The organism is Novosphingobium sp. PhB55 (genome assembly GCF_004368805.1).
In the GTDB taxonomy this organism is placed as follows: Bacteria; Pseudomonadota; Alphaproteobacteria; order Sphingomonadales; family Sphingomonadaceae; genus Novosphingobium.
The window spans coordinates 1-13,099 of the sequence record NZ_SODQ01000010.1 but is presented as its reverse complement, the minus strand read 5'-3'; the positions used below and the strand labels follow the sequence as shown (position 1 = coordinate 13,099).

The window sequence follows — 13,099 nt, the reverse complement described above, 5'->3', positions numbered from 1 at the left end:
ATGACAGAGCGGACCATCGCCATCGTCACCGGCGCCAGCAGGGGTGCCGGACGCGGGATTGCCATTGCGCTGGGCAGCCACGGATGCACCGTCTACGTCACCGGCCGGTCGGAACGGCAGGGCGATCATGCCCTGCCCGGCACCATCTACGAAACCGCCGAGGCGGTGACGCGCGCCGGGGGCAAGGGCATCGCCGTGCGCTGCGATCATGGCGACGACACCCAGGTGGAAGCGCTGTTCGATCAGGTCCTGGCGAACGAAGGCCGGATCGACATTCTCGTCAACAATGCCGCCGCCGTCTATGACGAGCTGTCCATGCCCGGGCAGTTCTGGGAAAAGCCGCGCAAACTTGCCGACATGATCGATGTCGGGATACGCAGCAGCTACGTGGCGAGCTGGCTGGCGGCGCCGGGCATGGCCGCGAAGGACCATGGGCTGATCGTCTTCACCTCGGCCTCGGGCGCCGCGCATTACGCGATGGGGCCTGCCTATGGCGCGCACAAGGCCGGGATCGACAAGATGGCCTTCGACATGGCGGTGGACTTCAAGGCGGCCGGTACCCGCGTCGCGGCCCTGTCGATCTGGATGGGGGCTTTGGCGACCGACCGATTGCTGGCCATGATCGCCGCCGATCCGGAAAAGTACGGCTATCTTCGCGGCCAGATCGAAACGCCGGAATTTACCGGCCATGTGATCTGGGCGCTCTACAACGATCCCGAATTGGCCGCGCTCAACGGCGAAACCGTGATCGGGGCGGAAATGGCCGTGCGATACGGGCTGACCGACGAGGGCGGCCGCCAGCCGCCGTCATACCGCGATACCCACAAGGTGGCGCCGCACCGCCACCACCCCCTGATTATCCGCTGATTTCCGGCAGGAGGGCAACCTGCCCAGCCCCCTCCACCAATGCGCCCCTCACCAGCGCGTACCCGCCGCGCCCACTGCGACCGGGCGGTCGTAGGAAAGATCGTCCCGGTCGCGCCGTCCCTTGAGGAAGCCCTTCACGGCCGGTGTCTGCAACCACGAGGCATCGCCCTGCATCGCGGCCTCCACCGTCGAGCGACGCCACAGGATCCGCCACTCGCCGTCCCGCCGCTCCATCTGATCCATGTAGCGACCCGCCGCCATCGTGCAGGTCAGGCCGTCGTGCGAAAGCAGGGTGCCGATGACGTAAGTCTCGCAATAGGCGGTGTCGCCGTCGATCTCGCAGGAATGGTTGGCCAGGTTGTGCTGGTTCATCGCGAACATCGCGGCATGCCCGCGATTGGCCTTCGCGGGATATTCCGTTGCGGGCAGCGGCACGGGGCCGTGTTCGTCCGCACCCTCGGGCCAGTAGCAACTTGCCGTCAGCGCCTCGTCGTGGCGGTCCCGCCCCCGCGATTCCCGGACGATGACATCGAGGATCTCCTGCCGGTCCCTGATGTGCTGCACGCTGCGCCTGAGGGCCGCGACTTCGCTTTCCAGATCCATTGCCGGCACCTTTCCACTGTTGAACGGATGTTTAGCGCAGCGGCGCGCGCAGGGTCAATTTCCGCCCGCCGGACATCGGCCCAGGTGCAGCCCCGGCGTGCAACCATCGCTTGGGCGTTGAAGGATTTCCCGGCCGCTCCTCATGCAAGAAGCCGGCGTGCCGCCGCCAGGCAGTGCGCCATTCTGGCATCGAGGGAGACCCCGGCAGCGCCTGCCGATCGTTGCGGCACCTCGATCCCCACCACCCGGTCCGTGGGAAGCTGTGCGAGCGCCTCTGCCAGGGGGAATTCGCCTTCCCCGGGCACGGCCCGCTCGCACACGGCTTCTTCCATGTAGTCCGCGATGACCGGCGTGAAGGGCGCATCGCATAGCTGGATATAGCCGATCGCCTGCGGGTCGATTGCAGCAATGTCCTGCGTTCGCCCGCCGGTGCGGAAGAAATGCATCATGTCGAACGTGAGCCGGCAATCCCTGCGGCCGACATGGCGGATCGCGCACATCGCCGTCTCCACGTCGCGGATCGGGAAGATGGGAACGAATTCGATCAGGGTCTCGATGGCGAAGGAACCGGCCATTTCGCTCAACCGGCCAAGCTGGTCGAATGTCCGCACAAGGTCGGCATCGAGGCTCACCACATTGATCCTGGGAATGCCCAGTTCGGCCATGATTTCGAGGTCCCCGGCGTAGAGATCCCGAACATCGCGGCCGGGCAGCACGGCGATGCCTTCCCCGGAGGCGATCGTGACGCCGGTGTCGGTCATCGCTGCCAGCAGGTCCCGCCGCAGCGCCGCGTCGCTGCGCAGCGAGAAATGCGGGTGGCCCTCCAGACTTTCGCGGAACGGTTCCAGCACGGTGCTGACATGCTGATAGCCGAGCCGCGCCGCCAGTTGCACGGACTCTACGGGCGGCAGGCCGAAGGTGCTGACGAATTCAAGACTTACCGGCCGCATCCTGGTCCCGATCGAGCGTGCGCAGCGGACCGCCCGGCACCGCTGCGGAGGTGAAAGGCAGGCGCCGCTCCAAGAGAGCGCCGACTGCCTTGGCGGCCTTCCGGGGTGGCGGTGAAACAGGCCGAGGTAAAGCGCCCTGACCGCGGCAAGGGAGACATCGCACCGGCGAATAGCGCCGCGAGCGCGGTGGATCCGGCCTGCCCGGCATCGACAGTGCGCACTTTCTTGTGAACAATCGGCGGCGGAAATGCGCCGCTGGCGTCAAGACTACGGAGCCGGCCCGCTCCGCGGAGAATCGTGCATGAAGACCATCCCAGCCATCGTCGTCGGCACCGGTTTCGGCTGCCGCATTCATGTTCCGGCCTTGCGCGCCGCTGGGTTCGAGGTAGCCGCGCTGGTCGGGCGGAACGAGGAAAGGCTCGCCCGCAAGGCCGCCGACAGCGGGGTTCCCGCCAGGTTCACCGATCTCGACGAAGCGATCACCGCCACCGGCGCGGAAGTGGTGACGATCGCCACCACGCCTGACACGCATGCAAGCCTGGCCCACCGGGCCATCGCCCGCGGATGCCATGTCCTTTGCGAAAAGCCCTTCGCCTTGAATGCGGTCGAAGGCGCCGCCCTTCTGGACGCCGCGGACGAGCGGCAGATCGTGCACATGGTCTCGCACGAATTCCGCTGGCTGCCCGAGCGGGCGCTGTTCGGCCAGGCCATCCGGGACGGCCTGATCGGCGAGCCGCGCTTCCTGGTCATGGACCAGTTCATTCCGTTTTGCGCGGATCCTGCCGCCCGGCTCCCGCGCTGGTGGTTCGACGCGGAGGCCGGTGGCGGCTGGCTGGGCGCCGGGGGCTCCCATCTGATCGACCAGGTCCGCGCCTGGCTGGGCGACATCCATGCGCTGAGCGCGAACCTCCTGACCGTGTCCGACCGAAAGGACGTGGCCGAGGATTCCTATTCGGTGCGCTTCGTGACGAAGAGCGGTGTCGAAGGTTCGATGCAGCAATCGGCGGGCGCCTGGGGCCAACCGGCGAGCCTCTGCCGTTGCGCGGGGTCGAAAGGCACCGTCTGGATCGATGGCGGCAAGGTGTTCCTGGCCGACAGCACCGGCACCCGCCAGCTTGAGGCGCCCCCCGAACTGGCGCTCCCGCAGGCTCCGGCCCCGTCCGATCCCGCCCCGTCCGATCCGGCCGCCTCCGGTCACGCCCCGCCGTTCGAACTGGCGCCTTTCACCCGTCTCGCCGAGGCGCTGAAAGCGCGGATCACCGGACAGGCCCAGGCGGGCGCCGTGGCGGTGCCGACATTCCGAGACGGCCTGGAATGCATGCGGATCATGGACGCCATACGCGCCTCCGCAGCGCAAGGCGGCGCCTTGCAAACGCTGGCGTGACCACGCGCGCGGTTAGGCGGGGTGGGGCATCGTCCGCCCGGATAGCGGTGGAAACCCCGAGATCGTTCGCGAAACAGGGCTGCTAGGGTTGGGGCCGCCATTCCTATGGACGGTCCCGAAACATGCGCAGCGCAGCAGTTCCTTTCGCTCTCCTCCTGATGCTCGCCGGCACGCCCGCATGGGCCGATGAGGCCTATGTCGAAGTCACGGGCGGCGTGAACTGGAACGACGAGGAAACCGATGCCATCACCGGCGTGGCCCTGGGCTACGATGTCGATCTGAACGAGACCTTCTTCGTCGGCGTCGAAGGCACGGCCGAGAAGCTGCTGACGGGCGGCACCCGCGTCGCCTGGGGTATCGGCGGCCGCGCCGGAGCGGAAGTCCTGCCGCAAAGCAAAGTCTTCGTGGGCCTGAACTGGCAGTCCAAGGATTGCCGGGACTGCGGCAATGCCGTCGGGCTCGGAACCGGCTGGGAGCAGAACCTGACCGAAAAGCTCTATGCCAAAGTGGAATTCAAGCACCTCTTCGTGGGCAACGGGGAACCGAACGCCAACGTGGGGATCCTGGGTCTCGGCGTGATGTTCTGACGCCATCTGGCGGACATCGCGGGCCAGGCGCTAGAAGGCCTCGGCAATCCCGAGATAGACGGCCTGCGAATCCTTCCCCACCGCAAGGTCGAGCCGGAGGTTGATGTTGGTGGCCCGCGAAGGCTGAAACCGCAGCCCGACGCCCCCGGCCGGCAGGAAATCGGTCCTGCCAAGCTGCGCAAGACTGGGGGCGATCCCGCCGATCCCGCCGAATGCCACCATGCCCACGCGGCCGAACAAGTGCCGCCGCCATTCCGCCTGAAGTGCCCAGCTCATGCCGTCGCGGTAGCGCCCGGCCTTGTACCCCCTGAGATCGTTCTTCTGCCCATAGAGGCACAAGTCGAAGTAAGGCAGATCGCCCGCGGCATCGCAGAGACCGGCATGGAACGCCCAAACCGTCCTGGTGCCCGAGGGAACGTAGACGCTGGCGCCCGCCGTGAATTTCCCGCCCTTGTAATCGCTGCCCAGCGCCTTGATCCCCCAGAGCCACTCGGCATGCAGGAATGCGCCTTGCCGCGGGTTCAGGCTGTCGTCGCGCCGGTCGTATGTCACGGCAGGGCCGAGCTGGACGAGGGTACTGTTGCGCTGGTCCTGGGGAATGGCCAGATCCGGAAAGGCCGGGTCCGCATCCCGCGGGTTCACTTTCACATGCATGGCCAGGGCGCGAACGCCGGCATAGAGCCCGGGCAGCACCCGCATCTGGGGCTGCAGCCGCAGCGCGACGGTCTTCTCGTCCAGTTGGGCGGCAACGTCCCGGTCTCCGGCAGCGTCGCCGGTTCCGTAGTAGTCCGTGACGAGCTTGCCGGCACCGACGGCGGCGGTGAAGCGAAAGCGGTCGTCTGCCAGCGACATGCTGTGGAAGCCGCCCAGCAGCCAGTTGTCGTTGTTGGTCTTCATCGCCGCGGCGCCGCTGATCCAGGGCGAAGGCGCGCCGTTCGGATTGTAGAACACCACGCCGGCCACGACGAGGCCGACGCCCAGCACCGGGCTGGTGATGGGCAAGGGCACGGCCAGCACGTCCTTGTCCCCTTTCTTCCCGGTGCCGGCCCTGGCAGCCTCGGCCACCGCGGTCGCCTGCTCGTCGATCTCGTCCATCTGGTCGTTCGGACCGGCGGCGCTGGCGGTCCCGGTCACAAGAGTGAGCCCAAGGGGCAGGAGCAGCGCCGTCATCCAGAGCCGCCCCCACGGCTCCCGGCTACCGCAGGACGCGCCGCCGGGTGAGCCGGACAAGGAAGCAGGCGGGGCCATTTCGCTTTCGAGAATGGCTATATTCCCGGGTCGCCGGAATGGGCACTTACCCCGAGTTCAGGGCCGCCCGATCAGGACCCGCGCGAAGCCCGGCCAGTGGCAAGGCCGGCGCAGAGCGGCACCAGCAGCAGCATCGCTGCAAGGATCCAGAAGGCGTTCGGCAGTCCGATGCCTTGCGCCACGAAGCCTACGGCGGCCGGGCCGACCAGGATACCGGCATAGCCCACCGTCGTGACCGAGGCGATGGCCAGGCCCGACGGCATCGCCTTCTGCGCTCCGGCCAGTCGGAACAGCACCGGCACCGTGTTCGATGCACCAAGACCGATCAGCAGGAAGCCCGCGAAAGCAAGCGGCGCGACCGGCGCTGTCAGCAGCACGCCATAGCCGGCAATGGCGAGCAGTCCGCCCCAGAACATGGTGCGCCGATCGCCGAGCCGCGCCACCACGGCATCGCCGGTCAGGCGGCCGAACGTCATCGCCACGGCAAAGACACTATAGCCGATCCCCGCCTGCGCTGCCGGCATCAGCCCCTTGCCGCTCAGCAGGAGCGCGCCCCAATCGAGGATCGCGCCCTCGGTCAGGAAAGTGAGCGCGGCCAGCAGAGAAAGCAGGACGACGATGCCGCGCGGCACCACAAGGAGCGGTGCCTCCTGCGCGCGGGGCGTCGCGATGAATCGAGGCGCCGCCAGGATCAGCGCCGCGATCATGAGCGCCGCGGCGACGATCGCGCCGGTCACGGCCGCCAGTCCGGCCGAAAGCGCAAGCGTCATCATCGATGCGCCGACAAAGCCGCCCACACTGAAGAGTCCGTGGAAACCCGACATGAGCGGACGATCGGCGCGCTTCTCGACTTCCACCGCGTGCACGTTCATGCCCACTTCGATCACGCCAAGAAAGCCCCCGAACAGCAGCAAGGCCAGCGCCATCGATCCGACGCCGGGCGCATAGGCCAGGAAAGGCAGCAGCACCGCCTGCCCCACTCCGCCGACGATCACCGCCGGACGAGCGCCCATGCGCGAGGTCAGCGGGCCGGCAAGTTGCATGGCGGCGACCGAACCCAGTCCCAGGCACAGGAGCAGCAGCCCCAACGTGCCATCGCTCACGCCAAGGCGCGCCTTCGCCAGCGGGACGAGCGGGGCCCAGCAGGCAAGGCCGAAGCCGGCCACGAGAAAGGCGGCACGGGTCGCGAACCGGGAGCCGGCATCGTGTGTCATGATCGGTGATTTCCGTTAGTTCGCCTGCGGTGCCGCAGCGCGCAGGATTTTTGCACCGGCCCGCTCAAGCTCGGCAACCTGGGAGGAGGGGGCGTCGTGGGAGAGTACGATGTGGTCGATGCTGTCCAGATCGGCAACCGTGAACGGCGCCGTCGCGGTCAGCTTGTCGTTCGAAACAAGCACGACCGTGCACCGGCTCCGCCCGACGAGCGCGCGCTTGAACGCCGCATCGGCCGCGTCGAACGCGCTGGCGCCCCGCTCCGCAGAGACCGCGCAGGCCCCAAGCAGGCAGAGATCGATGTTCAGACGCGACAAGGCTTCGATGGCCGTGCCGTCGACGCAGCCGCCGATCGCCAGGTCCACGCCGCCGCCGAGCAGGACGAAGGGCACGTCCTGGCGCGTCGCCAGCCTTGCCGCCGCATGAACGGAATTGGTCGCGACCGAAAGTTCGGCATCGTCCGGCAGGAACTCCGCGGCCAGCACATTCGTGCTGCCATTGTCGATGAAAACGAAGCTTCCCGGCGATATGAGCGTCATCGCCGCCCTGGCCAGAGCGCGCTTCTCTTCCGAGTCCTCACTCAAACGCGCTGCGATTGGGGTGCTGCCCGCGCCTATGGGCACGGCGCCGCCATAGACCCGCCGACATGTGCCTTGCGCCGCCAGCGCCCGCAGATCGCGCCGCACCGCATCTTCGGAAACCGCGAATTCGCTGGCAAGCGCCGTACTGCTGACAGCTTCCCCGGCCAGAAGCCGGGACGCGATCAGTTCGCGCCGGGCGGAAGGAATCTCTTTCGTCATAAGCGACGCCTACAGGATCGGCTGGCGCAAAACCAGCACAAACGAGAATCAATCATGCAACAACGTGCAGATCGATTCGCCAGCCTGCCTCTGCCCGCAGGACCGCGAAGACCCGCATAAAGAGCGCTATGGCCGTTTGCATTTCTCGATCGGCGGCCCGAATGCCGGCCATTCCAGTAGCTTGGCGCATCATGCCCAGCCGCGCGCGGATCGCGGATCGTTCTGAAAAAGGCTCTTGTGATTTAACGGTAAATCACCCAGTCCGGCCGCAACAAGAAAAGTGACTGCGGAGCGGACAAGTTGGATCGATTGGCAAGGCCACGGCTTACGGCAACACCGGAAGCCCGGCATGAGGCGCAAAACGCACCCAGGCTCGACCGCACAGCCACCGGCAAGGCGCATTTCGAAGTTCTGGACGGATTGCGCGGCACCGCGGCGATCCTGGTGGTCCTGTTCCATATCCAGGGTATCACCGTTGCATGGGAGGGCGCGCGCATCATCCTGCACCACGCCATCCTCGCCGTCGATTTCTTCTTCATGCTCTCCGGCTTCGTGATCGGCTATGCCTACGACGATCGCTGGGGACAGATGACGGCCCGCCAGTTCATGACCCTGCGGCTGATCCGCCTGCACCCGCTGGTCATACTCGGCACCGCGCTTGGCCTCGTCAGCTATCTGGTCGATCCCTTCGCGGGCGCCGCGCAGAACGTTCCGGTGCGAGAGCTGCTGCTCGCCCTGTCGTTGGGGCTGCTGCTGCTGCCGTCACCCTCGCTGCCCAATCGCTGGGGGGACACCCATCCTTTCAACGGCCCGTGCTGGAGTCTGTTTCAGGAATACATCGGCAACATCGCCTATGCCTTCGCGCTGCGCCACATGGGAACGCGTTCGCTGGGGATTCTGGCCGTGCTCAGCGGCGCGCTGCTGGTGGTCTGCACGACCATGCTGGGCAGCATCGACCAGGGATCGGCATGGCCTTCGTTCTGGATGGCGCCGGTGCGGCTGTGCTTCCCGTTCGTCACGGGCCTCTGGCTTTACCGGGTCAGAGCCAGCCTTCCATCGATCCGGCTGGGCTGGCTGCCGCTGACGGCGCTCATGACCGCCATTACCGCGGCCCCCACGCTGGCACCCGTGGCCGGCATTTCCATGAACGGCCTGTTCGAAGCGCTCTGCGTCGTGCTGCTGTTTCCGGCAATCGTTCACGCCGGCAGCCATTCGGAAGCAGGCCGAGGCATGATGGGCCTCTGCAAGGCCAGCGGGCGCATCTCCTACCCGCTCTACATCACGCACTTCCCGTTCCTCTATGTTTGGATGAACTACGTCGCCAACGACAAGCCGTCCGATGCGCGCATGACCGTCATCGGCCTGGCACTGGTTCCGTTGCTGCTGGCGGTGGCCTGGGCCGCGTACAAGTTCTGGGACGAACCCATCCGCCGCCGGCTGCGGCGCGTGTGGCTCCGGCGGAGTTGACCGCTGCAAAGGACGCCCTCCATGGAACCTGGCGTGAGTATGATGAACTGAAGAGGCCATCCGGTCTTCGTCAGACCGAAGCGAAACCAGGGAAGTGTAGCTGGAGCATCAACTATGTGCCGCTTCGCTGCTCTCGAACAACCCTGAGTCATGTGTGCAGCCCCAGCAGGGTTCGGCAATGTTGAAAGTCTCTTTGCCGGCGGCCTCGGAATCATAGATCTACGCCTTCATGCCGCCTTCCTCGGAGCGTGCGACCGACGGATTAGGGGCCAGCGCCTAAGTCCGCTTTCACCTTCTGCGGTATCAACCGACTGTTCGTCAGTCATGGCAGCATGATCGCACGTATTGGCAAAGCCTTCGACGGAGTCGATGCGATCCGGGGCTCCGAGGAAGCTCGGGCGCAGTGCGGGGCTATCTTCTGGAGATGATGACCAGGTCCGGTCGCCGAGCGCGTGGGCGTAGAGCCAGTTGCACGCGAGGTGCCGTCCCTGCGGCGTGCTCCTGCTCGGGTTCTACTGTCGCGCGAGCGGCGCCAAGGCGCGCGCATACGAGCGCGCTTGCCTGGGCTGTTGGTAAGCGTCCGCCCCAAACCGTCGGCAGCATAAACGCGCCGAGGTGGAAATGCCCGAACGCTGGCGTAAGTGCCGATAACCGAACTATACTATCGCTATGGGCAACGCAGAATTTGATCCGAGGTTAGTACCCGCACTCTTTGCGGCCGCCCTTCAATGCGACGACGATAATGCGTGGGATGCTGTCGCGGCCTTGCATTGGCGCGGTTCCAAAGAGGTTCTCGACAAGGCCTGCGCTCTAACCAAGACCGCCGAAGCCGCTACGCGCGCCCGGGCGGCCGATATTCTTGGCCAGATAGGGTTGCCTGCCCGGACTTTCCCCGAAGAGTCCTTTGCCGCGGTACTGCCGCTCCTCGACGATGCCGCCGATGAGGTTGTGTTCTCTGCCATATTCGCCCTGCAGCACATCGACCGCGACCGAGCGGCTCCTTACATCATACGTTTTGCAACACATTCCGATGACAGCATACGATATGCCGCTGCCTGCGCGCTTGGGGCTGTCGATTCAGTCGAGGCAAACGAAACTCTGCTTTTCTTGATGAACGATCGGGATGCGGAGGTCCGTAATTGGGCGACGTTCGGCCTCGGCCAACAAAGCGATGCCGACAGTAGTGAGATTAAAGAAGCCCTTGCCACTCGGCTCTCGGATGCCGATGCCGACGTGCGTTACGAAGCAATCATCGGCCTCGGTCGTCGGCGAGACAGGCGCGCGCTCGGATTTTTGAAAACGATGCTTCATGACGATCCTGATGACGTCTTTGCGCGTCAGTCCGCGACGAAGCTCTTAGGGCTAGAGCTTGATGACCAAATGCCGACCAGCGCTCTGCTCGGTGCGCTCCAAAGGCTTCAGCGCTGGGGTTAAGCGGTCACTTCCGTCCCTGAGAAGCAAACTGTCCGCGTGCCACTAATTGCTCACTTGTGTCTGCACGGTGGACCAGTTCCATGGCAGCAAATCGTCGATCCGGTTGATCGGATGCCCCTTGCCAATACGGTCGAGCACATCGGCTAGCCATTCCTGCGGATTGACGCCGTGAAGCTTGGCGGTCTCAAGCAGGGAATACATGGCTGCGGCACGTTCACCACCACAGTCGGCACCTGCAAAAAGCCAATTTTTACGGCCGAGGCAGATACCCCGCAGGGCGTTCTCTGCAGGATTGTTGTCGATCTCCAACCTTCCGTCGTCGGTGTAAGCCAGCAATTGCGGCTTCAGCTTCACAGCATAACGCAGCGCTTCAGCGAGCGGTGACCGGGCCGACGCCCTGGACAGCACCTCGTCAGCCCAGGCGAAGAAATCCAGTGCCTTGAGCTTCGAGAGCTTCCGAGCCTTGCGACGGAAATCCGCAGGCTCACGCACGATCTGCCGCTCGACGTCGTACAACTCGCCGATCAACAGCAGCCCTTCGAGCGCCGCCGAGTTTGGATCTGTCTTGTAGACATCGTTCAGCTTCCGCCGCGCATGAGCCCAACACGCAACGGGTGTGATCGGCGCGGGCTGGCGGTCACTCGCGTAGAGGCGCTCGAAACCGGCATAGGCATCCGCCTGCAGGAAGCCTGCAAAGGTCTTGAGATGCTCGCGTGGTCGCTCACCCTTACGATCGGGGCTGTAGCGGAACAGCGCAGCCGGCTTATCCAAGTGGCTCCATCGTCGGTTATCGCGAAGGTAAACCCATAGTCGCCCAGTTGCCGTCTTCCCGGTCCCCGGCGCCAGCACGGGAACGGGTGTATCGTCGGCGTGGAGCTTCACGCTGGCCATGACGTGATCGGCGATCTGATCGACCAGCGGCTGCAGCAGCCAGCTTGCCTGACCAAGCCAGTCCGCCATCGTCGAACGGCTGATCTCCACGCCTTCGCGGGCGTAGATCTGAGATTGGCGGTACAGCGGCAGATGATCGGCAAACTTGGAAACGATGACGTGGGCCAGAAGGCCGGGACCAGCACGGCCACGCGGCACGGGAAGCGCTGGCGCCGGTGCCTGGCTGATTACATCGCAGCGGTTGCAGGACAGCTTGGGGCGGACATGGCGGACGACGCGGAAGCGACTGGGGACATACTCCAGCACTTCGGTGACGTCCTCGCCAAGCTTGCCCATCGTGCTCCCACAGGCGGAGCAGCCATCGGCATCCGGCGCTGCGTGCATAACCTCATCGCGAGGAAGGTGATCGGGCAGTGGTGCACGGCGAGGCTTGCGAGGGGCAGCCTTAGTCGGAGAATCTTCGGGCGCATGGCCCTCGATCACACACTCGGCATGGGCATGCTCGGCCTCGAGATCCTCCAGCGTCAACTCGAGCTGGTCGGCCTGAAGGGCAAGGCGTTCCGATGACTGACCGAACTTCATGCGCCGGAGGCGGGCCAGCTGGACCTTGAACTTCTCGATCTGCAGCGCCGTCAGCCTGATCGAGTTTTGAGCAGTCTGAAGCTTCTCGCGGGTCGCGTCATGGGCCGCCCGTTCGGCTTCCAGCGCCTGCTCCGAAACGGCCAGACGTGCACGCATCGCCTCGGCAAAAGCGCGCAGTTCTGCGGGATCGGTAGGGAGTTCGAGATCGTCGGGAGACACGCTTCCCGATAGCAGAATCCGGCCTTCCGCCCAAGCAGAAAGCCCGGAAATGCGGCGATTATCGCGTCAAATCTGCTCCGGCAGGCGGGGCGGATCGGGAGCCACTGTGCGCCGCCAATCCATCGCTTCGATCAGCAGCGCAAACTGCGCCGGGGTTAGCACGACACCGCCTCCGATGAGCGGCGGCCAGACGAAACGGCTCCGTTCCAAACGCTTGGCGAACAGGCAAAGCCCGGTGCCATCCCAGTGCAGCGCCTTCAGGTAATTGCCGCTCTTGCTGCGAAACAGGAAGACATGCCCGCCGTAGGGCTCGACCGCGAATAGCGGGCGGACCAGCGCCGCCAGCCCATCGAAACCGAGCCGCATGCTGACCGGCTTGCTCGCCAGATAGACCTTCGTTCCGGGCGCAAGCGAGATCACGAGACATCTCGGAATGCCCGCAGCACTCGGGCCAGCGCCTTCTCGTTGACGTGGCTGTCCACCGACAGGCGAACGCCGCTGGGCAAATCTATGTCTATCGCGCCGGGGCGCGCACCTGGATGGGGGCGGATGAGTTCTTCCGACACTGATGGCACCGGCGGCGAAACAGGTCGCGGCGCCTTCTGGGGTTCAGGCGCAGCTGCGGGCTCCGTCGGTATGATCGCGCCGTAGGGAATGAACTCAAGCGCCTCACTGGCAATGGCTGCTGCCTGGCGGCGCGCCGACCGCCAGTTATAGATCAGGCTCTCGGCAATCTCATGGCGTTCAGCAACCTGGCGGACTGACCTGCCCCCCGGCGGTCCCTCGGTCATAACGAGAGTCTTGCGGTTGAATAATCCGGCACGCTCGCCTGCACAAGCGCGTCGGGCGTGATGC

14 protein-coding genes are annotated in these 13,099 nt (G+C 65.4%); 6 read left to right on the top strand and 8 right to left on the bottom strand.

The window, feature by feature from the left end; translation table 11 throughout:
* Nucleotides 1–867 (top strand): SDR family NAD(P)-dependent oxidoreductase, encoded by an 867-nt coding sequence (locus EDF57_RS22285; RefSeq protein ID WP_134095903.1) that lies wholly within the window; start codon nucleotides 1–3, stop codon nucleotides 865–867.
* Nucleotides 868–915: 48 nt separating this feature from the next.
* Here EDF57_RS22285 and EDF57_RS22280 read toward each other — a convergent pair whose 3' ends face one another.
* Nucleotides 916–1,470: a nuclear transport factor 2 family protein gene (locus EDF57_RS22280; protein ID WP_132268953.1), complete on the bottom strand. Its 555-nt coding sequence runs from the start codon at nucleotides 1,468–1,470 to the stop codon at nucleotides 916–918.
* A gap of 140 nt (nucleotides 1,471–1,610) precedes the next feature.
* The gene (locus EDF57_RS22275) at nucleotides 1,611–2,420 is read right to left on the bottom strand and encodes a TIM barrel protein (RefSeq protein ID WP_134095902.1); all 810 of its coding nucleotides are present in this window, start codon (nucleotides 2,418–2,420) and stop codon (nucleotides 1,611–1,613) included.
* 301 nt (nucleotides 2,421–2,721) lie between these two features.
* On the opposite strand from EDF57_RS22275, the gene EDF57_RS22270 reads away from it, so the two are divergent.
* Nucleotides 2,722–3,804, top strand: a complete 1,083-nt coding sequence (locus EDF57_RS22270) for a Gfo/Idh/MocA family oxidoreductase (protein ID WP_134095901.1) — start codon at nucleotides 2,722–2,724, stop codon at nucleotides 3,802–3,804.
* A 122-nt stretch (nucleotides 3,805–3,926) separates the two neighbouring features.
* A complete protein-coding gene (locus EDF57_RS22265) occupies nucleotides 3,927–4,391 on the top strand; it encodes an outer membrane beta-barrel protein (RefSeq protein WP_134095900.1) in 465 nt (154 codons plus the stop codon).
* Nucleotides 4,392–4,421: 30 nt separating this feature from the next.
* Here the strand turns inward: EDF57_RS22265 and EDF57_RS22260 are convergent, their stop codons facing one another.
* The 3 genes from EDF57_RS22260 to EDF57_RS22250 all read right to left on the bottom strand — a co-directional run bounded on the left by EDF57_RS22260 (nucleotide 4,422) and on the right by EDF57_RS22250 (nucleotide 7,651).
* A complete protein-coding gene (locus tag EDF57_RS22260) occupies nucleotides 4,422–5,639 on the bottom strand; it encodes a BamA/TamA family outer membrane protein (protein WP_134095899.1) in 1,218 nt (405 codons plus the stop codon).
* Between the two features lie 71 nt (nucleotides 5,640–5,710).
* Entirely contained in the window at nucleotides 5,711–6,853 is a 1,143-nt protein-coding gene (locus EDF57_RS22255; RefSeq protein WP_134095898.1) for an MFS transporter, read from the bottom strand.
* A 15-nt stretch (nucleotides 6,854–6,868) separates the two neighbouring features.
* On the bottom strand, nucleotides 6,869–7,651 hold the full coding sequence (locus tag EDF57_RS22250) for a DeoR/GlpR family DNA-binding transcription regulator (RefSeq protein WP_134095897.1): 783 nt from the start codon (nucleotides 7,649–7,651) through the stop codon (nucleotides 6,869–6,871).
* Between the two features lie 64 nt (nucleotides 7,652–7,715).
* Here EDF57_RS22250 and EDF57_RS25645 point away from each other — a divergent pair, with 64 nt between their 5' ends.
* The 3 genes from EDF57_RS25645 (at nucleotide 7,716) to EDF57_RS22240 (ending at nucleotide 10,552) form a co-directional block, all read left to right on the top strand.
* Entirely contained in the window at nucleotides 7,716–7,877 is a 162-nt protein-coding gene (locus EDF57_RS25645; RefSeq protein ID WP_166675361.1) for a hypothetical protein, read from the top strand.
* 83 nt (nucleotides 7,878–7,960) lie between these two features.
* The gene (locus tag EDF57_RS22245) at nucleotides 7,961–9,118 is read left to right on the top strand and encodes an acyltransferase (protein ID WP_134095896.1); all 1,158 of its coding nucleotides are present in this window, start codon (nucleotides 7,961–7,963) and stop codon (nucleotides 9,116–9,118) included.
* Nucleotides 9,119–9,787: 669 nt separating this feature from the next.
* Nucleotides 9,788–10,552 carry a HEAT repeat domain-containing protein gene (locus EDF57_RS22240; RefSeq protein ID WP_134095895.1) on the top strand — a complete coding sequence of 255 codons (765 nt, stop codon included), beginning with the start codon at nucleotides 9,788–9,790 and terminating at the stop codon, nucleotides 10,550–10,552.
* A gap of 42 nt (nucleotides 10,553–10,594) precedes the next feature.
* Here the strand turns inward: EDF57_RS22240 and EDF57_RS22235 are convergent, their stop codons facing one another.
* The 3 genes from EDF57_RS22235 to EDF57_RS22225 all read right to left on the bottom strand — a co-directional run.
* Complete coding sequence (locus tag EDF57_RS22235; RefSeq protein WP_134095982.1) at nucleotides 10,595–12,181, bottom strand: IS66 family transposase; 1,587 nt, start codon at nucleotides 12,179–12,181, stop codon at nucleotides 10,595–10,597.
* Nucleotides 12,182–12,310: 129 nt separating this feature from the next.
* Entirely contained in the window at nucleotides 12,311–12,664 is a 354-nt protein-coding gene (gene tnpB, locus EDF57_RS22230; protein ID WP_134095894.1) for an IS66 family insertion sequence element accessory protein TnpB, read from the bottom strand.
* Nucleotides 12,661–13,099, bottom strand: a 439-nt coding sequence (locus tag EDF57_RS22225; protein ID WP_243841232.1) for a hypothetical protein, incomplete at its 5' end; no start/stop codon positions are given. The genes EDF57_RS22225 and tnpB, both read right to left, overlap by 4 nt.

Bases quoted from the DNA above. Each gene is read 5' to 3' on its own strand.
- EDF57_RS22285 (WP_134095903.1), top strand. From the start codon at position 1: ATGACAGAGCGGACCATCGCCATCGTCACCGGCGCCAGCAGGGGTGCC.
- EDF57_RS22280 (WP_132268953.1), bottom strand. From the start codon at position 1,470: ATGGATCTGGAAAGCGAAGTCGCGGCCCTCAGGCGCAGCGTGCAGCAC.
- EDF57_RS22265 (WP_134095900.1), top strand. From the start codon at position 3,927: ATGCGCAGCGCAGCAGTTCCTTTCGCTCTCCTCCTGATGCTCGCCGGC.
- EDF57_RS22275 (WP_134095902.1), bottom strand. From the start codon at position 2,420: ATGCGGCCGGTAAGTCTTGAATTCGTCAGCACCTTCGGCCTGCCGCCC.
- EDF57_RS22240 (WP_134095895.1), top strand. From the start codon at position 9,788: ATGGGCAACGCAGAATTTGATCCGAGGTTAGTACCCGCACTCTTTGCG.
- EDF57_RS22260 (WP_134095899.1), bottom strand. From the start codon at position 5,639: ATGGCCCCGCCTGCTTCCTTGTCCGGCTCACCCGGCGGCGCGTCCTGC.
- EDF57_RS22255 (WP_134095898.1), bottom strand. From the start codon at position 6,853: ATGACACACGATGCCGGCTCCCGGTTCGCGACCCGTGCCGCCTTTCTC.
- EDF57_RS22235 (WP_134095982.1), bottom strand. From the start codon at position 12,181: ATGCGTGCACGTCTGGCCGTTTCGGAGCAGGCGCTGGAAGCCGAACGG.
- EDF57_RS22270 (WP_134095901.1), top strand. From the start codon at position 2,722: ATGAAGACCATCCCAGCCATCGTCGTCGGCACCGGTTTCGGCTGCCGC.
- EDF57_RS22250 (WP_134095897.1), bottom strand. From the start codon at position 7,651: ATGACGAAAGAGATTCCTTCCGCCCGGCGCGAACTGATCGCGTCCCGG.